The sequence below is a fragment of the Coleofasciculus sp. FACHB-542 genome, from assembly GCF_014695825.1.
In the GTDB taxonomy this organism is placed as follows: Bacteria; Cyanobacteriota; Cyanobacteriia; order Cyanobacteriales; family FACHB-T130; genus FACHB-T130.
The window spans coordinates 18226-43980 of record NZ_JACJPB010000031.1; the positions used below are offsets into that span (position 1 = coordinate 18226).

Sequence of the window (25755 nt, forward strand, 5' to 3'; positions counted from 1 at the left end):
CCAAAGTGTTGACTCACAATCGCGACAAAGGAAAGAGCCTAAACGGATACGAGTGGGCAGAGGCGGGTTTCTTCAATCTCTCGCTGGATCTGCTTTGTATCGCCGGACTTGATGGCTACTTCAAGCACCTGAACCCTGCCTGGGAAAAAACTCTGGGTTTTACGAAGGAAGAACTCTTAAGCCAATCGTTTATGGAGTTGGTTCACCCGGAAGATTGGGAAGCAACCATCACCGAAGCGCAGAAGCTTGCTACAGGCGCGGAAACAATCTCTTTTGAGAACCGCTACCGATGCAAAGACGGCTCCTATAAATGGCTATTATGGACTTCTGCGGTCTCCACTGAAGAAGGTTTGCTGTATGCAGTGGCTCGTGACATTAGCGATCGCAAAGCGGCTGAAGAAAAACTCCTCAATTTAAGAGCTGTCTTGGAGAATGCCGTCGAAGGAATTTCCCGGCTAGACACTCAAGGGCGCTACGTTACCGTTAATAAAGCCTACGCCAATGCAGCGGGTTACGAACCTGAAGAAATGATTGGCATGGAATGGCAGCGAACGGTTCATCCGGAAGAGATCGACAAGCTGATCGCTGCTTACCACAAAATGTTGGTGGATGGCAAGGTAGAAGCTGAAACGAGAGGCATCCGTAAAGATGGCTCTATTTTTTATAAGCAAGTGGTGATGATCTGCGATTACGACCAAGAGCAGCGATTTATCGGTCATCACTGTTTTATGAAAGACATCACCGAACGTCACCGAACCGAACAAGAGCGATCGCAATTAGCTAATCACATCCAATTGCTGCTGCAATCGACCGGGGAAGGCATCTACGGCATAGATTTACAGGGACGTTGTACCTTCATCAACAAAGCGGCGGCTCAGATGCTGGGATACCAGCCGGATGAAGTGATGGGCAAGGATATGCACGAGTTAATCCATCACAGTCGCCCCGATGGCTCCTTCTATCCCAGTGTTGAGTCTCCGATTTTTTGTGCTGTTCGCAACAGGAACAGTTGCCGGATTGACAACGAAGTTCTATGGCGGCGGGATGGAGCTGCTTTTGCTGCCGAATATTCGGCTTATCCGATTTTTGAGGGTGAGGAAATCAAAGGGGCTGTTGTCACCTTCGTTGATATCAGCGATCGCAAGTTAGCAGAGTCAGCACTCAAACAGGCGAATGAAGCCCTCGAAATCCGAGTCGAGGAACGCACCGCCCAATTAAGGCATACCCTCCAGCAGCTAGAAGACGAAATAACTGAGCGCCAGCGGGCAGAGAAAGCTTTATACAAAGAAAGAGAATTCTTAAATGCATTGCTGAATAACTTGGCAGATGGCATTGTCGCTTGTGACGCTAATGGAGTTTTAACGCTATTTAATCGAGCGACACAAGAGTTTCATGGATTGCCGGAACAAGCTCTTCCTGCCGAACAATGGGCTGAACACTTCGATTTATATCTGCCCGATGGGAAAACACTGATGAAAACGGAAGATATTCCGTTGTTTAAAGCGTTTCGGGGAGAGACGGTTCGGGAAGTAGAAATGATCATCGCCCCGAAGCAAGGAAAAATCCGCACCCTCCTCGCTAGTGGACAAGCGATCGTTGATGCTCAGGGAAAAAAACTAGGTGCAGTTGTGGCGATGCACGACATCACCGAGCGCAAGGAAGTAGAAGCGGCTTTACAACAGAGTGAGTTACGACTCAACAGTATTCTAAATTGCCTTAAAGATTTGGTGTGGTCTATTTCAGCCACCACCTATAAAACGCTGTTTATGAACCCAGTGGCTGAGAAGTTTTATGGGCGGTCTTACTCGGAGTTCTTCAACAACTCCAACCTCTGGCTGGAGGTTATTCATCCAGAAGATCGCGAACTCGCCCTTGCCTATAACCACAGGGTTATGCAAGAGGGCAATGGTGAACTGGAGTACCGAATTATCCGACCCGATGGCGAAGTGCGATGGGTTTACAGTCGAGCCTGGATGATTTATGACGAGTACGGTACTGCTACCCGCATGGATGGTCTGTCCACCGATATCACAGATCGCAAGCAAGCCGAGGCAGCTCTGAGCGAAAGCGAGTCGCGGCTCAACAGCATTCTAAATTCGCTGAAAGACGTGGTGTGGTCTGTTTCAGCCAGCACCTTTGAAGTGCTTTACCTCAACCCAGCTACCGAGAGTGTTTATCAACGCCCAAGACAAGATTTCTTTGACAACCCCCAAGTGTGGTTTGATAGCATTCACCCCGAAGATCGCGATCGCGCCTTTGAATACAACCGTCAGGTTATAGTCGAGGGCAGCGGTGACATAGAGTACCGAATTCTCCGACCCGATGGCGAAGTTCGTTGGGTTCGTGACAAGAGCCGGGTGATTTACGATGAAACCGGGAAAGCTATTCGTATAGATGGTTTAACTTCTGACATTACCGAGCGTAAACAGGCAGAAAAAGCTCAGGCAAGACTGACCGCAATCTTAGAAGCAACACCTGACTTCGTAGGCATCGCCAATGCAGAAGGACGCGCCTTATACGTCAACAAGGCCGGTCGCCAAATGATAGGAATTGGCGAGAATGAGGATATCACAACGATGTATATCCCCGATTTCATGGCAGCTTCAGTCATCGACGGGATTCTGAACGAAGGGTGGCAGGCTGTTGTCAGAGAAGGTATTTGGAGTGGCGAATCAGCGTTGCAGCACCGGGATGGCAGAGAGGTTCCTATCTCCCAGGTATGGATGAGCCATAAATTAGAAAATGGGGAGGTTGAATTTTTCTCTACGATCGCCCGCGATATCACTCCTGCTAAGCGGGCAGAGGAAGCCATCCGCCAAAGCGAAACTAGACTTGCAGAAGCTCAAAAAATTGCCCATATCGGCAGTTGGGAATTCGATCTGGCGACTGGAGAAATCGCTTGGTCGGAGGAACTATTCCGCGTGTGGGGTATGGAGCCGAACCAACCCGTACCGACTTACGAAGAGTTGGTGCAAAAAATTTATCCGGATGACCGGGAAGTTTTTGTAAAAGCAGTTGAGCTAGCAATTACTGAAGGCAAGCCCTACGAATTCGACAATCGCACTTTGCGCCCTGATGGTTCGATTGGATATATGTTCTCCAAAGGGCAACCGATTATCAACTCTGAGGGTCGGGTCATCAAGCTATTTGGAACAGGACTAGACATCACCCAGCGCAAGCAACAAGAAGAAGCCCTACGACAAAGCGAAGAACTATACCGCGCCCTTGCCCGAAATTTCCCCGACGGTTCGGTGGCTTTATTTGATAAGGACTTGCGCTACCTGCTGGCAGATGGAAGCGAATTAGCCGCCATCGGGCTTTCCAAAGAACTTATGGAAGGAAAAACCCTATGGGAGGTTTTTCCTCCAGACACCTGCGAAACTGTGGAACCGATGTATCAAGCAGCATTAGCTGGTGCCATGACGGTTTCTGAAATCCCCTATGGCGATCGCACCTATCTGTTGCAAATTCTGCCCGTCACCAACCAGCAGGGAGAAATCTTTGCGGGGATGACGTTGACGCAAAATATCAGCGATCGCAAACAGGCAGAGGAGGCGTTGCGGCAGCGGGAAGAACAATTGCGCCAGATTCTTCAGAATATGCCAGTTATGATGACTGCCTTCGATGCAGACGGAAACATCACTGTCTGGAACCGCGAGTGCGAAAGGGTTGCAGGCTACAGTGCTGCGGAAATTGTTGGCAATCCCAAAGCACTGGAGTGGGTGTATCCAGATCCCGCCTATCGCACATCAATGCTGACCATCTGGGCTGAACTTGGCAATAACTACCGTAACTGGGAATGGGAAATCACAGCTAAAGATGGAAGTGTCAAAACAGTAGCATGGTCGAATATCTCCGAGGGATTCCCCATTCCCGGCTGGACCACTTGGGGCATTGGTGTGGACGTAACCGAACGCAAAGCCGCTGAAGAAGCTCTAGCAGAGAAAGCTTGCTTAGCCGCGTTTCGTGCGGATGTAGACACTGCGCTGACTCAGGGCGATCGCTTGCAGGTGATACTGCAACGCTGCACCGAGGCTGTAGTCCAACATCTCGATGCCGCGTTTGCAAGGCTATGGACGCTTAACAGAGAGGAGAATGTATTGGAGTTGCAAGCGAGTGCGGGGATGTATACCCACCTTAATGGCTCTCATAGCCGCGTACCCGTTGGTCAATTCAAGATCGGCCTAATTGCCCAAGAGTGCCAGCCCCACCTGACCAACTCTGTGATTGACGATCCTCGTGTTGCTGATAAAGATTGGGCAAAAAGAGAGGGCTTGATCTCCTTCGCTGGTTATCCCCTGATTATCGAAAACCAGATATTAGGGGTTATCGCCATGTTTGCCCGGAAACCGCTTACCGAAGCTACGCTGGGGGCGCTAGAATTTGCAGCGGACGAGATTGCATTAGGTGTTAAGCGCCTACAGGCAGAGGAGGCGTTGCGACACTCGGAAGCACGATTTAGACAACTCGCTCAACGCGAGGCACTGCTCAACCGTTTGTCCAGCGATATCAGGAACTCCCTTGATGTCAGTACCATATTAGGAACGGCTGTGCAGGAGATCCGCAATTTGTTGCAGATTGACCGATGTCTGTTTCTTTGGTATCGACCATCAGCAGAACAACCAGTCTGGGAAGTGGTAAAAGAAGCGAAGATACCCACCCTGCCTAGCTTGCTGGGTCAATACCCAGCCCCAGCAAGTTCGCTAACTCAGAAGTTCACCAACTTGGAAATCCTCCAAGTTGACGATCTTGCAAAAGCCAGCGATCCAGCCGAACAGGAACTCTATAGTGCTTCGGGCTACAATGCTATCCTATCGCTGCCAATTCAAGCTCCTTCTGGTGAGATTGGTGTGGTCAGTTGCATCCATCATCGTGGTTCTCGGTCTTGGAGTGGCTCGGAGGTGGAACTGCTGCAAGCGGTAACTGACCAACTCGCGATCGCGCTTTTCCAAGCCGAACTCTACACGCAAGCTCAAGACTCTGCACAGCAAGCTCAAGAAAAAGCTCACCAGCTACAGCAAACTTTGCACCAGTTGCAACAAACTCAAAGTCATCTGATTCAAAGTGAAAAAATGTCCAGCCTCGGTCAGATGGTTGCTGGTGTTGCTCACGAAATCAACAATCCTGTCAACTTCATCCACGGCAACCTCACCCACGCAAATCAATACAGCCAAGATTTACTGAATCTCCTCCAGCTTTACAAGCAGCACTATCCCAATCCAGTTCCGGAAATTCAAGATGAAATCGAGGCGATTGACCTTGATTTTGTGGTAGAAGACCTCCCGAAAATCCTGGGTTCGATGAAGATGGGGACTGACCGCATCCGTCAGATTGTTCTGTCGCTGCGGAATTTCTCGCGCTTGGATGAAGCCGCCATGAAGGCAGTGGATATTCATGAAGGGATTGATAGCACCCTCCTGATCTTGCAAAACCGACTGAGAGCCGCCCCCAACTATCCCAGCATTGAAATTGTTAAAGAGTATGGCAATCTACCGCTGGTGGAATGCTACGCGGGACAGCTCAATCAAGTGTTTATGAACCTGCTCAACAATGGGATTGATGCCCTAGAAACGCAGCCCGAACCGAGAATCATTACCATTCGGACTGAAGTGGGACGTGGGAAATCCCTTCCTGACCCTTATGTTTTGATTCGGATTGCTGATAACGGCCCAGGGATGACCGAGCCAGTAAAGGCTCGCCTATTTGATCCCTTCTTTACGACTAAACCTGTAGGGAAAGGTACAGGTCTGGGATTATCCATCAGTTATCAAATTGTGGTGGAAAAGCACGGTGGCACTTTAAAATGTGTCTCCAAACCAGGACAAGGAGCGGAGTTTTGGATTGAGATTCCCATTTCTCAAGGTCTAACTTAACTGGAATTATGCATAAAAAAAGAGAGGGAAGTTAATCTTCCCTCTCCTCGAATCTTTACTATTTTCAGATTCACCCTGGTCTTTTAGCTTCTTCCGCAACATCTTCTGTTGCTTTCTAATCTGTCTCGCCCTAGCGGAGCCACCTTTCCCTTTGTCGTTCCGTCCCTCTCGGCGGGGAGATTCCCACCGCTTGAGTCGTTGAGTCATGGTCGTTCTCTTGTGTAAAGAGTGGGCAGGGAGAGAATCGAACTCTCACGATCTCACGATCGTCAGATTTTGAGTCTGATGCGTCTACCAATTTCGCCACCCGCCCTTGGGTTTAGCTTCACTATTATAGCCTATCGAATGCTGTTCTAGCAAGGCTTGATATTCTTGACTGCTAGCCCAACGGTCAATTTCTCGCGCCCGCAGGACGGGTACTGGATGGCTGAGTTGGGCTGTTTGCGCTTGTTTGAGCATTTCACCCAGTTGATTTTTACTGATATCGTCGTAAGCTCTCGCTTGAGCTAAAAAGGCTTCCAGATTCAGCTGCGGCGCAAGAATGGGTGAACCTCCAGCCAGTTTCATTAAGACGGAACTGACGACTTTAGAGTCTTGAGTGGCGAGAAGTGCAGCGCGATCGCAAGTAAATTCTGCACATCGCAGCCACTGTAGCATCTGTCCCCTCAAAGTTTCAGCGATCGCTGCACCCCAAGTGGGAATTAATCCTGCTGCTAACACCATAATATTGACGGGTGTTAGGTACACTCCATGCTCGCATTTTAGATGTCCCAGTTCGTGAGCGATGACTGCCTGAATCTCTTCAGGTGTCAGCAAATCGATTAAAGAGGTGTGCAACACAATAAATGGCTGCTTTCCTCGCATGGCAAAGGTGTAGGCGTTTGGCGTGGGTGAGGAACGGACGTACAGTTGCGGGGGTTCCAAATCCAATATCTGGCAAGCTTCTAACAGCAGTTTATGCAGATGAGGTAGCTGTTGTTCGCCTACGAGGACGCCCGCCGCTATATTTTCCAAATAAAAAAACTGTTCTGCGAGGGGACCAAGCAGATTTCTGACCAGGATATCCATTCCCGGCAGTTGTTTTAAGGCGTTAGTCGCTTCTAAATCTAAGGGATGGCGAAATTTATCTGCCGAGAGACCAATTAAGGGTGTCCTTGAAGGCAACATGGAGGAAATCTCAAAAAAAAGAACTAAAACAAAAGAATTGATTGATGCGGTGCTAATCTCAGGGCGATCGTGAGATTAGATATCCCAAATTAGTATAGCGAGGGCGCTTTGTTTTTGTTTCCAAACGGCGCACCTAACTATGTTTTATTAATGCGATTTACAAAACATTGTACCTATTTTATCTTCCTCTTCGTCCACAACTGGTATACTTTTATAATGGAATAGTTTTGTTTTTTTATAACGGTTAATATTCCATTTTTTAAAATATATTATTCAGATTTAATTTAATAATTATATCCTGAAAAGCCCTAACTTTTTCAATATTTTACTTTCAAAGTTAGGGATTCTGAGGACAATTTCCAATTAGGTAAACAACCAGTTTTTTACCCGGTTTAAACCCTTCCAGTCGGGTTTTCTCGCTAATCCATCCTCAATACTTTCTTGGATATCGGGGCGTAATTCTGGATTAATCGCCAGAGATCGCTGAGCCTCTTCAATGTGTTGCCGGACGCCGGTTTTCCCTTCTTCAAGCATTGCCAGAACTAGGTTAATGTGAGCCTGGGGATCTTGGGGATTTAACTTAACAGCTTTTTGAGCGGCTTTGTAGGCCAGAGTGGCTTGATCGTCCAACAGATACAGCCACGACAGACAAATCCAGGCAGCAGTGAGTTTGGGGGCGCGATCGCAAATATCCTTGAAAACAGGAAGCAAAGTATCCGGGCCTTCTCCCGCTTTATAGCGTTCTAGGCCATTGTCAAAAAGGTCGTTAATTGGCTCGGTCATTTCTGAAAGATGAAAGATGTTAGCGATCGCGTAGCGGATGGCGGGCTAGATAGCGACGCTCTCTTCGCCGGATGCGTTATTTTACGGGGCAATGGGGGGTTGAATCCACCCTAATCTGGAAAGCAGGCGGGATACCTGCTTTCCAATCAGAAGTTTTTACAAACTGTACGCCAAGCTTGAACTTAGACACCAAATGCAAATGACTTAGACTCCAAATGACTTACCGCAGCCACAGCTTTGAGCAGCATTGGGGTTTGTAAATTGGAAGCCACCGCCAATCATGGCATCGCTATAGTCCAGCATCAGACCATAGAGGTATAGCATACTCTTGGGATCGCAGACAATTTTGAAGCCATCGTAGTCGTAGACTTCATCGTTGTCCCGAATTTGACTAGGCTCTTCAAAATCCATCATGTACGACATTCCAGAGCAGCCACCTTGGCGGACGCCAACTCGCAGGCACAGATCCTTGCCTTGTTTCTCCCGCAGAGAGAGAACGTGTTTGAGGGCAGATTCGCTTAACTGGATGCCGCGTTTTTGCGATTGAGTAGCTTGTGTCATGGCGCTCTCGACTCCTAATTTGGTGTTTTATCTAGACGACTTGAGGAAGCCAGTCCACTAGGTCAATTTTATCGAAGATTCTTAACTTAACCGCAGACCGGCGAAGCGAAAAGCTTTTTATTATTTATGTTAACGATTAGGCGTTGAGGTTAGATAGAGCGATCGCGCAAGGATTGTATTGTGGTGCTTTCATCACTGCCAAGCATTAGTTTAGAGGAGGACGGCAGAGAGGCGATTAGTATTTAAAATGAGGATCTACAAAGCGCACGGTGTGTTGTTCCCCCAGTTGGCATAGTCTATGTCTGTTCTCACTCGCTCCACGTCTCGTCGGCTGCAAACTTTACAACAAATTCCTAGCGTCTGGGAAGGCGATCGCCGTCGATTATCTGCTGGGATGGCGCAAAGCTTAGAGTCGGATACTCAGACAGACAGCGAATGCATTGTTTGGGTGGATGGCGTCGAAGGAATGGTTCGAGCGATGGATGTCGTAACTTCCGAGACTGGGCCGGAAGCCGTTGTTCGCGCCCTGCTGCGAGCAATGGAACATCCCCACAGCCCTGCCAAGCCATCCCGTCCTCAGAAAATTGTAGTCCGACACAGAGAACTTCAGTTCTACCTGCGGGGTGTTCTTCAGGATCTAGACATTGCTGTTGATTATGTACCAGAACTGCCCCTGATTGACGAACTATTTCGCGGGTTCCAAGAAATCACCAGCACTCGCCCCCCCAAACTACCGCCTGAATATGCCGAGTTACTGGTGCAAAAAGCTTATGAGATTTGGGACGATGCACCTTGGGAACTGCTTGCCGACCACCAGATTATCTCAATTGAGCTAAATCAGTGGGATGTGGAGACGCTGTACGCCTCGGTGATGGGGATGCTGGGCATGGAGTACGGCATTTTGTTGTATCGCTCTCTGGACTCTCTGAAACGGTTTCGCTCGTCGGTTTTGGCAAAAGAGTCTTTTGAGGAGCTAGAAGAAGCATTTCTAGGGCAAGATTGCTTGTTTGTCACCTTCGAGCAGGCTGAAGATTCCTTAGACGAAGATGAAGAGGACGAAGGCATTGATTTAGCCGACTTGCCGCTTTCAGAAATTCAACCCAATTTCGGAAATGTGCATCCGTTAGAGGGGATGCGACCCTTTTTATATGAGGAAGAAGCGATCGCAGTTTACGTGGCACTCGAAGCCCTCCATCGCTTTTTCCGAGCATCCAATCGCCAGCTGGCAGCAGAGAAATTCCCTACCTTGAGCAAACGCTACCGCATCGCCGCGCCGCTAGAGGCGGATCTGCAAAAATCGATTCCCGTTAAGGTGGCAACGGTTCCCGATGTGGCGACGGAACTGTTTGACATGGCAGAGGTGGCAGGGTTGGCAGAGGAGGAAGACAGCGATCTCGAAGAGATGATGCTGCCCCTGCGGGATGACTTAGTGCCCAAAGATTCTTTCCTCAGCTTGGGGATGATGACTTGGGACAAAGTAGAGTTGCTGCGTAAAACCGTTGATTGCTATCAAGCGAAGGAAGCGATCGCGGCGGGAGAGGGAATGCCAGTGGTTTTGATTCAAACTTCCCGTCCCAAGGCAAAGGAATTGATTGAGCAAATCCAAAGCGCGGGAGGGTTGAAGGGAATTTGCTTTAATCCGGGAGAAGATCCTTTTGAAGGCGATCGCTATGACTTGGGGATTCTCCAAACAGAAAATGGCAATATGTACCTGTTTGGTGAATTTCAAGAAGACGATCCGATTCATAGCGAAGCTCGTCGCAAATGGGATCAGCGTTGTAAGAAAACCAAAGGCTACTGCGGCTTGATTGTGGCTAGGGGGCTAAAAGGCGCATCTAGGGGAAATCCTCAGCTAGGCGACATGATGGCTTTATTTGAAGCGCGATCGCTCTCTAGTAAAGATTTAGGATTGGGGATGCTCCAGCTGATGCCCCAGTTTGAGTTCGAGTAAAGCGGCAAAGGGCTAGAGGAGATGGGGAATTCGCCGTGAGCGATCGCCAATACCCAATTCCTTAATCCAGGCGATGAAAATCGGTAATCTTCTGCTGTCACCTGTTAAACTTTGTAAAGAAATTGAGAAGGACAGATGGCATGCGGGTTGCAATCGTCGGGGCAGGATTGGCTGGAATGGCAGCGGCAGTCGATTTAGTCGATGCCGGTTGCGAAGTCGAAATCTTTGAGTCTCGTCCGTTTGTGGGGGGTAAGGTCGGCAGTTGGGTGGATGCCGACGGCAATCACGTTGAGATGGGATTGCACGTCTTTTTTGGGAACTACTACCAGCTATTTGAATTGATGAAGAAGGTGGGGGCAGGTGACAATTTGCGCCTGAAAGAACATATCCACACCTTTATCAATCAAGGCGGCGTCACAGGTGCCTTGGATTTCCGCTTCATCACGGGTGCGCCTTTCAACGGATTAAAAGCATTTTTCACAACATCGCAGCTGTCGTTGCAGGATAAAGTACAGAATGCGATCGCTCTGGGCAGCAGTACCATCGTGCGCGGCTTGGTAGACTTCGAGGGTTCGATGAAAACAATTCGCGCTCTCGATAAAGTTAGCTTTGCCGATTGGTTTCGCAGTCACGGTGGCAGTAATGGCAGCATCAAGCGGATGTGGAACCCAATTGCTTATGCACTCGGATTTATTGATTGCGAAAATATTTCTGCTCGTTGTATGCTGACCATCTTTCAGATGTTTGCTGCTAGAACCGAGGCGTCGGTGCTGCGAATGCTGGAAGGTTCTCCCTACGAATATCTGCACAAGCCGATTATTGAATACATAGAAGCACGAGGCGCAAAAATTCATACTCGTCGCCGGGTAAGAGAAATTCAATATACAGGCGAAGGCAATGAGACGCGAGTAACTGGCTTACTGATTGCTAAAGGCGAAACTGAAGAAACCATCACCGCCGATGCTTATGTCTGCGCCTGCGATGTGCCCGGAATTCAGCGCGTTTTGCCGCAAGCGTGGCGTCAATGGTCGGAATTTGACAATATTTATAAGCTGGATGCCGTGCCAGTGGCGACAGTGCAGCTGCGGTTTGATGGCTGGGTAACTGAGTTGCACGATGCCGAAGAACGACACCAAGTGGATCATGCTGCCGGAATTGATAATCTGCTTTATACAGCGGATGCCGACTTTTCCTGCTTTGCCGATTTAGCTTTAACGAGTCCCTCTGATTATTATCGTGAGGGACAAGGTTCGTTGTTGCAGTTGGTGCTAACGCCGGGAGATCCGTTTATCAAGGAAAGTAACGAAGCGATCGCTCAACACGTCCTCAACCAAGTACACGAGCTATTCCCTTCCTCCCGCGATTTGAACATGACTTGGTACAGTGTGGTGAAGCTGGCTCAGTCTCTCTACCGCGAAGCCCCTGGTATGGACCCCTATCGTCCTCCTCAAAAGACGCCGATCGCCAATTTCTTCCTTGCGGGTAGCTATACTCAGCAAGATTACATCGATAGTATGGAAGGGGCAACCCTGTCTGGGCGTCAGGCAGCAAAAGCGATTTTAGAAAATGTGCAGGAAATAAAGGGTAAGAGCCATCTGTCGGCGGTTTAGACGAATAAACCGCAAAAACGCGGCTATAGCGAAGGAAGAAAAGAAGTAAATGGCTGAGTGGCTAGAGCATAGCGTGCAGGTAGAGGTGCCGGTTCCTATTGATGAGGTGTGGAACCTTTGGTCCGATCTGGAGCAAATGCCCCGGTGGATGAAGTGGATTGACTCGGTTACAGTTCTGGATAATGACCCAACCTTGTCGCGCTGGAAACTTGCCACGGGTGGCTTAGAATTTACTTGGCTTGCCCGGATCGTGAAAAAGGTGCCCAACCAGATTATCCAATGGGAATCTGTTGGTGGATTACCCAATCGGGGTGCGATTCGCTTTTATGACCGACATGGCAGTAGCATTGTTAAGCTAACGGTGGCTTACGCCATTCCAGGCTGGCTGGGCAGATTAATGGATAATCTCTTCCTGGGGCGCGTAGTCGAATCCACGATTCAAGCCGATTTGGATCGTTTTCGAGAATACGCGATTAAATCCCAAGCGAAAACTCAGTAGAAATCAGCCCTTCTCAAAACCTTAGGCAGATTTTAGAGCGGGATATTGAAAAAGAGATGGAAAATGCGATCGCATTTTCCGTCTTCGCGGTTCAAGAACTTTGCGGTAGCAGCGTGACAAACGCAATCACCAATCCGCCAAATAAGCACATCAAATACACGCCTAACAACAACAGCCGGGTTCCCCAACTAGAATGGGATTCCCGACAGCGTTGGGCAATATCTTTGACCATTCTGTACTTCTGAGCAAACGGTAGGGAACCGTAACCAGACTTTTTGAGCGTCTGGAAAATCGCCATCAGTACGCTATCAGAATCGTCAGTTGATTGTGGCAGTTCTCGCCGCAGTATCTTCAGAATCTTGGCACTGCGAAAGCTAGCAGGGATGCTAAACGCAATCAAAAATCCGAGGAAAAGAAAAACCCCAGTCCCCGGACTCATGCCGATAAAAACTAGCAACCCAACTGCGAAAAGTTTGAACAGAACATCGGTGTAGGGATGGCGGGAAAATATTAATAAATCTAGGATGCGTCCTCCATCCAAGGGCAAGATAGGAAGTAGATTGAAGTAGTTAATAATCACCAGAAAGCTGATTACTTCTTGCAACCCTAGGGAACCCTGGAGAGAATCAGGAATTGCCAACGCGATCGCAACTCCTAAGATTATCCCCGGAACCGGCCCCGCCAGCAAAACTAGAAATTTTTCCCGAATCGTCGCATTGTCTTTGCGTCCGGAAGCCGCAGCACCAAATAAGGGCAAGAAGAAAATCGATGTATCTTTATAGCCACAGCCTCTCATCGTCAAAAAGTGCCCTAGTTCGTGCAAAAACAGGACGCCGATGAGAATCAGCAGTGTCTGCAAGTCAAAAAATGGCGTGAACGAGATAGCAAACACGACCAAACTGCCAAGCAACAACCACGACTTTATCCCCTTTCTGGCACGTCCCCGTTCGATTCGTTCCATGCGGCGGAATCCCTCCACTTCCACCGCCGAAGGAATCTCCACATACCGATAGGGTTCTGTTTTTGCCTTTTGCGTCCACTTTTTGACCAGAGTTGTATACTTGCCGCTATCCCGCCCCATCTTGATAGCTGTTTTCATCGCAGCACTGAGATTGAGTTCTAGCAGTTCCGTTCCTTTAATCGGTGACAGCTGCCCTGATTTCACCAAGCTGTCTATGTAGGTGACATGATGCGATCGCAATCTCTCAATAAACGCTTTTGATGACATCGCGACGGGCGTTTTTGTAAGTGCCAAATGCTCAAGTTTGTCTTGATGGACTTGCCACTGCTCTTGGGTTTCCACCGCGTAAGGATCTTGGAGAATGGTATTGGGTATTTCTCCAATCACCCCGAAAGCCTGTCCATTCATCGTGTGTAATAGGAGACCATCCTCAAAAAACGTAAGAAACTCGATCGTAAACAGCCTCACCGATTCCGGTAGGCTACGAATGTTTACATTAGCGAATGTTTTAAATGCCTCGTTGTATAGCACCATCCCCCAGCTTTTCGAGACATCCAGGTAAATGTCATTAAAGCTGAAATAGGAATGGAACTGAAACCCTAGCTTTTCAAGTTCTGGCAACGGAATCTCAAATAAATCTTTGATATAAGCAGGGATTTCCTCGCCGCTCCGAATTTCGTAATCGATGTACTGTAGAGTCAAGCCTAAAAGTCGCTGAAAAAAAATCAAGTAGCGGCACGCTACTAGCAACCCATAGACTGCTAATCCGTAAAGCAAATATTCCATTAACGGCCCAACCCTGTGTGTAGTTTGCTACCAGGCGGGGTCAACGTAGAGATTGATTGTTAATTGTTCGCACCCTGCCGGTACTGCTGTGATACAAGCACAGATGGTATGTCCGTCCGCTACCTCCACTTCGCAGGCGTGACACGAACCCATCAGGCACCCGGTGGGAATGAACACCCCAGCCCGTTCTGCTACCTGTAATAACGCTTCTCCTACCTCAGCGTCAACCGCAATCTCGTCAGGTAAAAAAAGTACACTTACGCTCATCAGTAGTTGGTAATGGGTAATGGGTATTTGCTAATGGGTAATGGGTGAAAAGCAATGACCCATTACCCATGCCTTAAGACAAAATAGGGTTTAAATCTAGGTGAGCTTCCACCGTATCTGCCAGCGAATCCAGAATGGTTTCTCGGTGTTCGCGGTAGTTGGCGACGCCTGTGGGGAGGGATGGAAGTCCCCGTTGCTGCCTTAGGTGATTTAACCAGGCTCTTCGCCAAGGGCCATTATCAAAAAGACCGTGGAGATAAGTGCCCACAACGGATTGAGTCGCATCGACAATCCCTAAACTGGGATCGTCAAATAGGGTTTTGTAGGAGTATTGCTTGGGTGCGTGTCCGGATGCCCCCATTCCTTCCTCTGAATCCAACAGCCGCGTGCGCCCTTGATGGATTTCATAACCGGCGACGGGTAAACCAGTTTGAGGATAGTTAGAAGTTACGAGTCGTTGGCGGGCAATTTTTTGGGCGGTAATTACGGTTTTTACGGGTAACAATTCTAGACCTTTGTAACGTCCGGTTTCACCTTCAATTCCTTCAGGATCGGCTAAAAATTTGCCTAGCATCTGGAAACCGCCGCAGATTCCCAGAATAGTACCGCCTGCTGCCGCGTAATTTTGAATTGCCTGCGCCATGCCGGTTTTTTGCAGCAGCATCAAGTCAGCGATGGTGGTTTTGGAACCTGGAATAATCACGGCATCCGGATGTCCCAAGGGTTCTCTGGGGCTAATGTATTTCACCGTAACGCTGGATTCTGCTTCTAGGGGGTCAAAATCGGTGAAGTTAGAAATCCGGGGAAGGCGGATGATGGCAATGGTGAGATCGCTGTGAGATTTGGTCGTGCGACGCTCAAACAAATCTAGGGAATCTTCGGCGGGCAAAGCTTGATCGATCCAGGGAATGACACCTGCAACGGGAATGCCGGTGCGTTCTTCTAGCCAGGTGATGCCGGAGTCTAAGAGCGATCGCTGTCCTCGGAATTTATTAATGACAATCCCCTTAATCAGCGCCCGTTCTTCCTTCTCCAGCAACTCCAGAGTACCCACTACATGGGCAAAAGCGCCCCCCCGGTCGATATCCACGACCAGCAAGGTTGAGGCATTTAAATGCTTCGCTACCCGCATATTCGCCATGTCGCGGTGCTTAAGGTTAATCTCCGCTGGGCTACCCGCTCCCTCACAGACCAGTAAGTCAAATTCTTCGGAAAGACGTTGCAGCGATTCTTCAATTGCCTGCCAACCTATATCAAAATACTGCTCGTAGTACTCCGCAGCACCGACTTGCCCGACGGATCTGCCCTTGATAATCACCTGGGAAGTCATGTCCCCTTGGGGCTTAAGTAAAATTGGGTTCATCTCCACCCAGGGCGTGACTCCCGCAGCCCAAGCTTGGACTGCCTGGGCATAACCAATTTCTCCTCCAGTGGGCGTTACGTAAGCATTCAGCGCCATATTCTGCGCTTTAAAGGGAGATACTCGCCAGCCGCGCCGAGATAGAATCCGGCAAAGTGCTGCGGTTAGTAGAGATTTTCCTGCGTGAGATGTGGTTCCCACGACCATAATCGCTTTCATTTTAATAGTTTGGGGTTATAGGGAAGAGCAGGCAAGCAGGCAAGCACGCGAAAGGCACAAAACAGAGGGGCAGGGAAAAATTCTTACTCAGTCCTCAGTCCTCAGTCCTCAGTCCTCAAAACAACCGGAACCAACGATTTAAGGCATTATAGAAGCGATCGCTAAGAGAGGGGGCAGGCCACGAACCACCCTGAAGTTCCCATTTTTCAACCAATTGGCGTCCCAAAGGCGTGAGGCGAAAACTATCGGTGATTCCTTGACCATCCACCTCTCGCCGCAGAATGCCTACTTGAATCAGCCACAACAGGGAACTTTCTGCGCCTAGTTCCCGCACAGGATGGCGGGTGTACTGGTGTTGGACGCCTGAAGCACCAGCGATCGCTTGCAGGGGAACGCTGGTTGAGCGCATCGCTGCAAACAAAGGCAGGAGGAAGGGCGAACAGCGCATCGCTCGTTCGGCACGGGACACACTGCTAGGGGAATATTGAATCGACTGGGAGTTTTTTGCCTCAACAGAATTCATCTCTATCTCTAATGCCAGGAAACAGCAGAGGATTAAAAATTGCTATCTAGTCAATATCGGTTATTCTTTCACCGACTTCTCGCGATCGCATCCACAAGCTTTATGGTTGTAGCTGTAGACGCTCTCCGGCGCGTCTCTTTAGGAGACTGACTGCCGTCATCCACCTTAGCTTAGCCCAAGCGGAATTTTAAAATATTGTAAAATTTGATTTTCACCAAACAATCATAACTGAGTAGGAAATAGAATTTATGGCTCTAGCAGTCGGTACAACGGCACCCGCTTTCACCGCCAAAGATACCAATGGGAACACTGTCTCGTTGTCTGATTTGGCGGGAAAAACCGTGATTTTGTATTTTTATCCCAAAGATGATACACCCGGCTGTACCAAACAAGCTTGTAGCTTTCGAGATGCCTATGCAGACTATCAAGGCAAAGATATTGTCGTCTTGGGCGTTAGTAAGGATGATGAAGCATCTCACCAGAAATTCACCGAGAAGTTCAATTTGCCTTTTCCCCTACTGGCAGATGTCGATGGCAGCATTATCAAAGCTTATGACGTTGAAGGAAGTAGCGGTTATGCCCAGCGCGTAACCTACGTGATTGATGGAACTGGCAAGATCGTTCACGTTGATTCCAGCGTCAACACGGGTAGTCATGCTCAGGATATCTTAGCGGCACTGGCTTCTTGAGCTGACGACTTTAGTCTCTAGAAATAATCCGAGAAGCCCGATTTCCTTAAGGAAACCGGGCTTCTTAAGCACAGGACGATGTGAATAGTGATTACTTCGGCGTCGAAGAGGCGGGTGTAACTGAGTTTGCTGGAGTGACAGGTGCTACAGGTGCTGCCTGATTTGGAGTACCAAGAAGTTGTAGTTGTTGACGCCGGAACTGATCGGCGGCAGTATTGAGATTATTCTTCTGGTCGTTATTAAATTCGTCCATACTGCGAATGTTGCCCAAGGTGGCTCGATGCATCAAGTCAAAGACACCGGAAGCACCACCATTATTCGTCCGAGAAAATGGATCTGTATTTTGCTCTTGGAAAGTGTCTGCGGGATTGACCTCTCCTGGTTGCGACAGGGTTGATTGAGCCAGAGTCAATTGAGGCAGCAAGCAGGAGGCAAATCCCATGCCAGCCAGGACACCGAGAACCAGTTTAGTTTTTTTATTCATGACAATTTGGGGCGAAACGCACTAAGAAAGTTTTGACGGTTGAATTTTGAGTTTTGAATAAAGACGAAAAAATTTATCTCTATGTTCAACTTTATAACTCAAAACTCACTCAAGACTTGGTACTCATCACTCAAGACGATTCTTAAGCAAACCGACGACGCAGCAGTGGCTGAATTGCTAATAATATTACTGCATCAAAACCGAGAAGCACCAATATCGCAGTGCCAAAAGTTACAGCACCCCCAGGCGCTTGTATGACGACGCTACTGAGTGCCCAATCGCTGTGGAGATACAGATAACGAATTGGTTCAATCGCATAGCTTAGAGGATTAAGCGTTGCGACAACCTGCAACCAATTGGGCATGAAAGATAGAGGGGCGAGAGCTGTGCTGGCAAACAGTAAAGGCAGGTTGGTAACAAAAATTACAGCAATCAGCTCGACGTGACCGGGCAAAGCAAAAGCTAAACCCAAGCTCAAAGCGGTGACACCCAGAACCAGTAACAGAACAATTAATGCGATCGCGCCCAAGCCTAAAAGATTGGGTAAACCAGCTCCCAGAAAAGCGCTGGCTGCAACAATCACTGCCGCTTGGATTAAGCTCAGCGTCACAATATAGATAGCTGAGGCAGCCACAATCGAAAATCGAGATGCCAGAGGAGCGACTAATAAGCGGTTGAGAAAGCCAAATTCCCGGTCAAACATTACTGGCAATCCAGCATTCAGTGCCCCGGCAAAAGCGGTAAAAACAATCACCCCGGCACCGAGAAATTGTCCGTAGCTCAAGTTATTCCCAAAAATGCCTTGAGGAGCATTTTGAAACAGCGCCCCGAATAGAACCAGCCACATCAAAGGCTGGATAATTCCCGCCACGAGCGTCGAGGGACGCCGTTGCAATTGAATGAATAAGCGCTTCGTTAAAGCCAGAGTTTCTTGAATAAAGTCGCTGACGAGGCTGGATGCAGCACCGGCATTAGATTTACCAGATGCCTCTGGCTGCAACCGGATATCAGGTTTAGGAGGCGTTATCGTACTGCTCATATCAATTTTGTTTGGATGTTGGATTTTGGTGGCTTGGTGGTGTAAAAGCTGGCTCTACCGCATATTCTGCTTTTTCTCTGCCTTCGGATCGCGGCTACCCGCTGCTGCAAGTTCTGCATCCATCAGGGTTCTCCCCGTAGCGGCAAGGTAAACATCATCTAAGCTAGGTCTAGCTTGGGCAATGCCAAAAATCGGTAAATTAGCGGCTTGGAGAGATTGCTGTATGGTCATCAGCGCGTCGCTTTGGGGCGTCACTACTAAATTAAGGGAATTCCCCTGAGCGTTATTGATGATCGCTTCTTGGACAAAGGGCAGAGATTGCAGCATATTTTTCGCTTTCTCTGCTTCCTCAATAGGAGAAAATTCGCGGATACGAAGGGTGATGCGATCGCCTCCTACCCGATCCTTCAACTCAGAAGGCGTCCCAGAGGCAATCACTACCCCCCGGTCGATAATCGCCACCCGGTCAGCTAAAGCATCAATTTCTTCTAAATAGTGGCTGGTAATCAGCACCGTTGTCCCGGATGCTCGCAACTGGCGCAAGAAATCCCACACAACGACACGGCTTTCAATATCTAACCCCACGGTTGGTTCATCCAGAACTAAGACATCTGGCTGATGCAGCAACCCAGCAGCTAAGTCGAGGCGCTTGCGTAAACCGCCAGAGTAGGTGCCAGTTTTTTTATCGGCGTATTCTTGCAATCCCAATATGCTCAGCACCGCCTCAATTCTCTGTTTCGCCACGGCACGGGGGAGGTGATACAGTGCGGCTTGCAGTTGCAAGAGTTCCCGCCCCGTCAGCACCTTATCTAAGGCGACCTCCTGAGCCACATAGCCCAAGCGTTGCCGTGCCCCCCTAGGGTTATCCAAAACGGAGATGCCAGAAACTTCAATTTTGCCAGCATCAGGTGTTATCAGGGTACACAAGACCCGCAGGGTAGTCGTTTTCCCGGCACCATTGGGTCCCAATAGACCAAAAATTTCACCAGGTTCGACCTGAAAGGAAACATTTTTAACGGCTTCTACTGAGCCGTACCGTTTCTGAAGCTTTTCGATTAAAACAGCGGGAGCCATAGATGTCCCAAATTAACAAATCTAAACACTCTTTGTTTCTATTGTATTTCAATCCCTCATTAGGATTTATACTCCCACCGTACCGAAATTCCCCATTTGAAAGGGGAAAGCCCGTACAGTGGCATCCCAAGACGAACAGCGCCAGATAAGTATAGGTATTAGCGATCGCGCGCCCTTCCCCATAGGTTGAGATAGAGAAAGTGCGATCGTTCTCAATGCAAAAAACCCGCCAAGGCGGGTTTTTTTGTTTAGTCGCGATTTCTAATCGCGGGATCATTGCAAAATTGCGATCGCGCTAATTAATGTCTGAAGATGTTCGGCAACAAATGCGGTGAAGTGATGCGTCACTGGCAAACTATCAACGACAATGCCGGTGCAGAGCAGCATCATGTAGAGGATGGAGTATTTAAACAGCGATCGCGCGACCTGTTTATCTCCAGGTGACTGCAATAGCTGCCACGCTTTCTTAATAAAGAGACTCCCCAGGATTGAGGCAATAATGCCATAAACAATACTAGACGCGCCCAACGGATAAACCAGCAGCAACGTCATCGGCACCATAATCAGGGTGTAAAGCCAAATTTGCCGAGTCGTGACCACTTCACCTTTAACCACTGGCAGCATCGGAATGCCGACTTTGGCGTAGTCATCTCGAATCATTAAAGCTAACGCCCAGAAATGGGGAGGCGTCCACACAAACACAATCGCAAAAAGCAGCCAAGCTGCCCAGCTTAAGGTGCCGGTAACAGCTGCCCAACCCACAAGAGCCGGAATCGCTCCGGCTGCACCGCCAATCACGATGTTTTGCGTGGTGTGGCGTTTTAGCAAGTGGGTGTAGATGCCCATGTAGAAGACAACACCTGAGATTGCTAAGAGGGCGGACAGCAGGTTAGCGAAGACTGTCAGCAAGGTGAAAGAGAGACAAGCCAGAACAATTGCAAAAATTAGCGCATCGCGGGACTGCACCCTACCAGAAGGAATCGGGCGGTGGCGGGTGCGCTCCATTGCATAATCGATATCGCGATCGTAGATGCAGTTGAGGGTTTGAGCAGATGCAGCAGCGAGAGTTCCGCCTGCCATCGTCACCAATAACAACAGCGGATCTACCTGTCCATCTGATGCCATCCACATACTCGCCGCCGTTGTGATCAGCAGCAGCGGGATAATTCGGGGCTTTGTCAGCTGGTAGTAACTCTGAATGACCTCTAGGAAGTTTTGGTGTCTGCGGGAGACATCGGTTCCAACTATCATTTCCTGCATTATTTATTTTTTCCTAAATTACTTAGCCTGCCGCAACGCGATCGCTCAAGGGTAAATGAGCGCAGGCTTTGTTTGTAGAGTCCCACCCTGAGGGGTGCGGATTGATGAAGAGCTATACGGAAGGGTTGGGAATGACACTGGCGCGATCGCGCAACGCCAAAACAGTAAAAGCAACAAGCGTTCCGAGTAAGGCGGCTCCGACTGCCTGGTGAGCGACGGTCAGTGGTTCTACTTGGAGGTGCAAGCGGAAGGTCGCCACACCGAGAATCACTTGTAACACCAGTAAACCACCACCCAGATTAGCCAGACGGCGCAGCATCGGGTGCAGTGCGGGTGTGCGCCATGCCAAAAGCACGACAGCGACGATCGCTAAAGTTGGGGGAACGACACCCGCAATGTGGCTATTCATCACCGTACACAACTCTTGCGCCCCAAAGCACTGATGGAGCGCCCAGCGAGAACCCACTAATCCACCCAGGAGGCTTTGTAGATAGACCAAAATTGCAGCCGTTAAACTCACCCACGGCAATTTTCCAACCGTGCCCGTGCCTTGATAAGGCAACAGTGCCGCGCCAATTATCAGGAGGGTCATGAAAAACAACAGTGCGGTTCCCAGGTGAGCAGTGACAATATCAAAACGCAGCAAGTGCGTTACGGTCAGCCCTCCCAAGACGCCCTGAAATACGACTAAAAAGAGTGCGAAGGTGGACGCCCAAGGCAGCCATTTGGGGAGCGATAGCCGATGCCACCAGGAAAGAACTGCCAGCGCGATCGCGCCGAAGCCAATTGCTGCCGCGTCCAACCTGTGAAACCACTCCAGAAACACCTGAAGATTCATCTGCGAAGAAGGCACCAGTTGACCGTAGCATAGAGGCCAATCCGGGCACGCCAGCCCAGCATTCATCACTCTTGTGGCACTCCCAATCGCCATCAAAACCAGCGTAGCGACGCCCAGCCGAAACACCAAGCGACGGATCTTGTCCCTTGGGTGGGAATCCTCCGGAGTGCGAACATCCTGATGAAGGACGGATTCTGTCATAGCGTTCAAAAAGCTAATTTTTCACCAATCAAATCAGAGTATCCGCTCAATTCCAACCTAGCATCTGAATGGAGGAAGATGACCGACTCTAGCTACCACTCTAATGACCCCGTTGCATCATCAGCCACCGCTTTAGGAATTTCTTCCAATTGCCGAGATTTTGCGGAAATTGAGGCGAATTAGGGCAATGCAATAACCTCTGCGGCTAAAATTTTTAGATTTCTTCTAAATCAAGTATTTCATTGTAAAAAAGAATACTGGTATTCAAAGAGAAAACCGCTAGAATCCAGAAGCAATCTTCTAGCTCTAAATCCCGAATCCCTGACAGGGCGGGAGACGCCTCCCAGGATTCATCCTAGCGGAAATGGCTTTGTCTGCTGGTACCTTTCCTGAAAATGGCGGCGATCCCAAAAAAATTCCAAAAGATAACTCAGATTGGCTCACCTTTATGGGATCTCTGCCTTACCGTGGTTAATGAGGCTCTTACTGATTTCCTAAGATCGAACACAAAGGCAGCTTCACTTCGAGGCAGTCTAGATAGACCAAATCGGTCTGGGCATCAGCCCACACTGTTTTGTTTAGAATTGCACCAAATCCAAGACAAAGCCCGTGAAAATCCCAAGCTCGATATTAACTTTACTGGTTGGCATTGTGCTGACCCTTGTCAGCCTGTGGTACGGTCAAAACCACGGTCTTTTGCCGATAGCAGCCTCTGAGGAAGCAACCCTAATCGACAGGCTGTTTAACGCGATGATGACCATTTCCACAGGTCTGTTCCTGCTGGTTCAGGGAATAATTATCATTGCGGCAATTAGATTTCGGCAACGTCCTGGCGATGATACGGACGGGCCACCCGTGCATGGCAACGTTCCCTTAGAAATTTTGTGGACGGCGATTCCAGCGGTGATCGTCCTGGGAATCTCGATCTACAGTTTTGAGGTTTATGGTCAAATCGGCGGACTGAATCCGATGGATCATTCGGTTGCTCACGCTCCGAGTCATCAGCAGGTTGCCAAAATGCCTGGAGCGGCGATTGCAGCTACCTTAACAGAGGCTGAAAACGCCACGGACACTGAAAATCGCAATCAGCAGCTGCAAGATAAAGTCTTAGAAGACCCCGCTACGGCAAAAGTCCGCAAGGAGCTTCCTCAACTGCGGGATTCAGCCGATGTAGGCGTAACTTCCGGTCGCATTGGTCCCACACCTGACAAGCAAGGTCAAGATCCAGAATTTTATGTGAATGTTACGGGTCTACAGTTTGCTTGGCTTTTTAGCTACCCCGGAACCGATGTGACAGCGGGCGAATTGCATCTTCCGCTTGGACGGGAAGTGAAATTGAACATCTCGGCAAATGATGTTATACACGCTTTTTGGGTGCCTGAGTTTCGCCTCAAGCAGGATGCGGTTCCAGGACGCCAAACTGAGCTGCGGTTTACACCCAACAGACTCGGTGAGTATCCGCTCATTTGTGCGGAACTCTGTGGTGCTTATCATGGAGTCATGAAGACAACGGTCATTGTTCAGACCCCCGAAGATTTCCAGAATTGGCTTGCCGAGCAGCAAGAAGTTGCCAGTTCGGAGGCTCTCGATCGGGCGGTGGCAGTAAACCCCGCAGAACGCTCAGATGCTGAGTTTTTGGCTCCCTACGCCAGTGAAATGGGGATCGATGCCGAAACTCTACACCCTCTCCACCACCACTGAGTAAGAGAGTGATGAGTGTTGAGTGTTGAGTTGTGAGTTAAAAAAGTTCTCGTAAAAATCTTTTATTTAATTCAAAACTCAAAATTCAAAACTCAAAACTCTTCTGACCCCCCTTAACTTCTGAATTTGAGATGACACAAGTAGAGCTTCAAGAAAAAGCAAATCTACCAGCCCACGGTGAACAACCGAAGGTAACGCATTGGCGAGAATACTTTAGCTTTAGTACCGACCACAAAGTGATTGGGATTCAATACCTGGTCACGACGTTTATCTTTTATTTGATTGGTGGAGTCCTGGCAACAGCCGTTCGCACGGAACTGGCAACCCCAGAGTCCGATTTTGTCGCCCCAGATGTTTACAACAGCTTATTTACGGTTCACGCGACGGTGATGATCTTCTTGTGGATCGTGCCTGCGGGAACCGGCGGCTTTGGGAATTACCTGGTGCCCTTGCTGATTGGAGCAAGGGATATGGCGTTTCCGAGACTGAATGCGATCGCCTTCTGGATCATCCCACCGGCTGGGTTGCTGCTGTTGAGCAGTTTCTTGGTCGGGGCACCCGGTGCGGGTTGGACTTCTTATCCCCCCTTGAGCGTTGTTAGTGGCAAACCCGGTGAAGCGATTTGGATTCTCAGCGTCCTGATCCTGGGGACCTCTTCGATCCTGGCAGCGATCAATTTTCTCGTCACCATCTGGAAGATGCGGACGCCAGGGATGGGGTGGAATCAAATGCCCTTGTTCTGCTGGGCAATGCTCGCCACTTCTGCATTGGCTCTTATCGCTACGCCTGTATTAGCAGGGGCACTGATTCTACTATCCTTTGACCTGCTGGTGGGTACGTCCTTCTTTAACCCGACTGGAGGGGGCGATCCCATCGTGTATCAACACCTATTCTGGTTTTACTCCCACCCGGCGGTTTACATCATGATCCTCCCCTTCTTCGGGATGATCTCAGAAATTTTGCCGGTTCACGCCCGCAAGCCGATTTTTGGTTATAAGGCGATCGCTTATTCCAGTCTGGCAATCAGCTTTTTGGGGCTAATCGTCTGGGCGCACCACATGTTTACCAGCGGCACCCCTGCCTGGTTGCGGATGTTTTTCATGATCACCACAATGGTGATTGCTGTCCCTACCGGGATCAAAGTATTTAGCTGGTTGGCAACCATTTGGGGCGGCAAACTGCGCCTGAACAGCGCCATGCTGTTCGCAATGGGCTTTATCTCCATGTTTGTCATCGGCGGCATCAGTGGAGTCATGGTGGCAGCTGTGCCCTTTGATATCCACGTTCACGACACCTACTTTGTCGTGGCTCACCTGCACTACGTCCTCTTTGGCGGCAGTGTTTTCGGCATTTATGCCGGATTCTATCACTGGTTCCCCAAGATGACGGGGCGGATGCTGAACGAAACTTGGGGCAAAGTTCACTTTGTCCTGATGTTGGTTGGCTTCAATATGGCATTCCTGCCGATGCACAAGCTAGGTCTAGAAGGGATGAACCGACGGATTGCTTCGTATGACCCGAAATTTACCACTCTCAACGTGATCTGCACGATTGGGGCATACATCCTCGCCGTCTCCACCATTCCTTTCATTGTTAATGCCTGCTGGAGTTGGATAGCGGGTCCCAAGGCACCTGATAACCCCTGGCAAGGACTGACCCTAGAGTGGATGACAACCTCGCCCCCGCCACCGGAAAACTTTGAGAAAGACCCAGTGTTAGCCACTGGGCCTTATGACTATGGGATGGGCGATCGCCGCACTCAAGTAGAGGTGCCCTTTGACGAGCCTCGAAATCCAGTCTTGGCTGCTGGCCCTGACTCGGCTCTCCGTGCCGATCCCGATCCCGCAGTGGCGGTGAATCCCGATGACCGCCAAGGAGAAAGTCACAATCGGTAATGGTAATCGGTAAT

20 protein-coding genes and 1 tRNA gene are annotated in these 25755 nt (G+C 49.3%); 7 read left to right on the forward strand and 14 right to left on the reverse strand.

What is annotated here, in order from left to right; translation table 11 throughout:
* Positions 1–5 precede the first annotated feature (5 nt).
* Positions 6–5873 carry a PAS domain S-box protein gene (locus H6F52_RS10515; protein ID WP_190534402.1) on the forward strand — a complete coding sequence of 1956 codons (5868 nt, stop codon included), beginning with the start codon at positions 6–8 and terminating at the stop codon, positions 5871–5873.
* Between the two features lie 6 nt (positions 5874–5879).
* On the opposite strand, the gene H6F52_RS26410 is transcribed toward H6F52_RS10515, so the two are convergent.
* From H6F52_RS26410 to H6F52_RS10535, 5 genes are all read right to left on the reverse strand, one after another.
* Positions 5880–6080: a hypothetical protein gene (locus tag H6F52_RS26410; RefSeq protein ID WP_190426623.1), complete on the reverse strand. Its 201-nt coding sequence runs from the start codon at positions 6078–6080 to the stop codon at positions 5880–5882.
* 22 nt (positions 6081–6102) lie between these two features.
* A tRNA-Leu gene (locus H6F52_RS10520) sits at positions 6103–6186 on the reverse strand.
* On the reverse strand, positions 6165–7040 hold the full coding sequence (locus tag H6F52_RS10525) for a M48 family metallopeptidase (protein ID WP_190534405.1): 876 nt from the start codon (positions 7038–7040) through the stop codon (positions 6165–6167). Before H6F52_RS10525 ends, H6F52_RS10520 begins: the two co-directional genes overlap by 22 nt.
* 363 nt (positions 7041–7403) lie before the next feature.
* The gene (locus H6F52_RS10530; RefSeq protein WP_190410958.1) at positions 7404–7823 is read right to left on the reverse strand and encodes a hypothetical protein; all 420 of its coding nucleotides are present in this window, start codon (positions 7821–7823) and stop codon (positions 7404–7406) included.
* 204 nt (positions 7824–8027) lie between these two features.
* Complete coding sequence (locus H6F52_RS10535; RefSeq protein WP_190410960.1) at positions 8028–8384, reverse strand: iron-sulfur cluster assembly accessory protein; 357 nt, start codon at positions 8382–8384, stop codon at positions 8028–8030.
* A gap of 298 nt (positions 8385–8682) precedes the next feature.
* Between H6F52_RS10535 and H6F52_RS10540 the strand changes: the two genes are divergently transcribed.
* From H6F52_RS10540 to H6F52_RS10550, 3 genes are all read left to right on the forward strand, one after another.
* Complete coding sequence (locus H6F52_RS10540; RefSeq protein WP_190426634.1) at positions 8683–10335, forward strand: hypothetical protein; 1653 nt, start codon at positions 8683–8685, stop codon at positions 10333–10335.
* Between the two features lie 140 nt (positions 10336–10475).
* Complete coding sequence (gene zds, locus H6F52_RS10545; RefSeq protein ID WP_190534408.1) at positions 10476–11945, forward strand: 9,9'-di-cis-zeta-carotene desaturase; 1470 nt, start codon at positions 10476–10478, stop codon at positions 11943–11945.
* 49 nt (positions 11946–11994) lie between these two features.
* The gene (locus tag H6F52_RS10550) at positions 11995–12444 is read left to right on the forward strand and encodes an SRPBCC family protein (RefSeq protein WP_190534411.1); all 450 of its coding nucleotides are present in this window, start codon (positions 11995–11997) and stop codon (positions 12442–12444) included.
* Positions 12445–12535: 91 nt separating this feature from the next.
* On the opposite strand, the gene H6F52_RS10555 is transcribed toward H6F52_RS10550, so the two are convergent.
* From H6F52_RS10555 to H6F52_RS10570, 4 genes are all read right to left on the reverse strand, one after another.
* On the reverse strand, positions 12536–14191 hold the full coding sequence (locus H6F52_RS10555) for a site-2 protease family protein (protein WP_190534414.1): 1656 nt from the start codon (positions 14189–14191) through the stop codon (positions 12536–12538).
* A 27-nt stretch (positions 14192–14218) separates the two neighbouring features.
* Complete coding sequence (locus H6F52_RS10560; protein ID WP_190410965.1) at positions 14219–14458, reverse strand: 2Fe-2S iron-sulfur cluster-binding protein; 240 nt, start codon at positions 14456–14458, stop codon at positions 14219–14221.
* Positions 14459–14531: 73 nt separating this feature from the next.
* Complete coding sequence (cobQ, locus tag H6F52_RS10565) at positions 14532–16037, reverse strand: cobyric acid synthase CobQ (RefSeq protein ID WP_190410966.1); 1506 nt, start codon at positions 16035–16037, stop codon at positions 14532–14534.
* Between the two features lie 115 nt (positions 16038–16152).
* A complete protein-coding gene (locus tag H6F52_RS10570) occupies positions 16153–16560 on the reverse strand; it encodes an Npun_F0494 family protein (RefSeq protein WP_190534416.1) in 408 nt (135 codons plus the stop codon).
* Between the two features lie 248 nt (positions 16561–16808).
* Here H6F52_RS10570 and H6F52_RS10575 point away from each other — a divergent pair, with 248 nt between their 5' ends.
* Positions 16809–17249 carry a peroxiredoxin gene (locus tag H6F52_RS10575; RefSeq protein ID WP_190534418.1) on the forward strand — a complete coding sequence of 147 codons (441 nt, stop codon included), beginning with the start codon at positions 16809–16811 and terminating at the stop codon, positions 17247–17249.
* Between the two features lie 91 nt (positions 17250–17340).
* Here H6F52_RS10575 and H6F52_RS10580 read toward each other — a convergent pair whose 3' ends face one another.
* The 5 genes from H6F52_RS10580 to H6F52_RS10600 form a co-directional block, all read right to left on the reverse strand.
* Entirely contained in the window at positions 17341–17733 is a 393-nt protein-coding gene (locus H6F52_RS10580) for a hypothetical protein (RefSeq protein ID WP_190534421.1), read from the reverse strand.
* 142 nt (positions 17734–17875) lie between these two features.
* Complete coding sequence (locus tag H6F52_RS10585) at positions 17876–18772, reverse strand: ABC transporter permease (RefSeq protein WP_190534424.1); 897 nt, start codon at positions 18770–18772, stop codon at positions 17876–17878.
* 54 nt (positions 18773–18826) lie between these two features.
* Entirely contained in the window at positions 18827–19846 is a 1020-nt protein-coding gene (locus H6F52_RS10590; RefSeq protein ID WP_190534427.1) for an ATP-binding cassette domain-containing protein, read from the reverse strand.
* A 273-nt stretch (positions 19847–20119) separates the two neighbouring features.
* Positions 20120–21106: a heme o synthase gene (locus H6F52_RS10595; RefSeq protein WP_199300509.1), complete on the reverse strand. Its 987-nt coding sequence runs from the start codon at positions 21104–21106 to the stop codon at positions 20120–20122.
* 112 nt (positions 21107–21218) lie between these two features.
* Entirely contained in the window at positions 21219–22145 is a 927-nt protein-coding gene (locus H6F52_RS10600; RefSeq protein ID WP_190534430.1) for a heme A synthase, read from the reverse strand.
* 609 nt (positions 22146–22754) lie between these two features.
* On the opposite strand from H6F52_RS10600, the gene H6F52_RS10605 reads away from it, so the two are divergent.
* Entirely contained in the window at positions 22755–23846 is a 1092-nt protein-coding gene (locus H6F52_RS10605) for a cytochrome c oxidase subunit II (RefSeq protein ID WP_190430223.1), read from the forward strand.
* Positions 23847–23977: 131 nt separating this feature from the next.
* Positions 23978–25741, forward strand: a complete 1764-nt coding sequence (gene ctaD / locus H6F52_RS10610; RefSeq protein ID WP_190410977.1) for a cytochrome c oxidase subunit I — start codon at positions 23978–23980, stop codon at positions 25739–25741.
* Positions 25742–25755 lie beyond the last annotated feature (14 nt).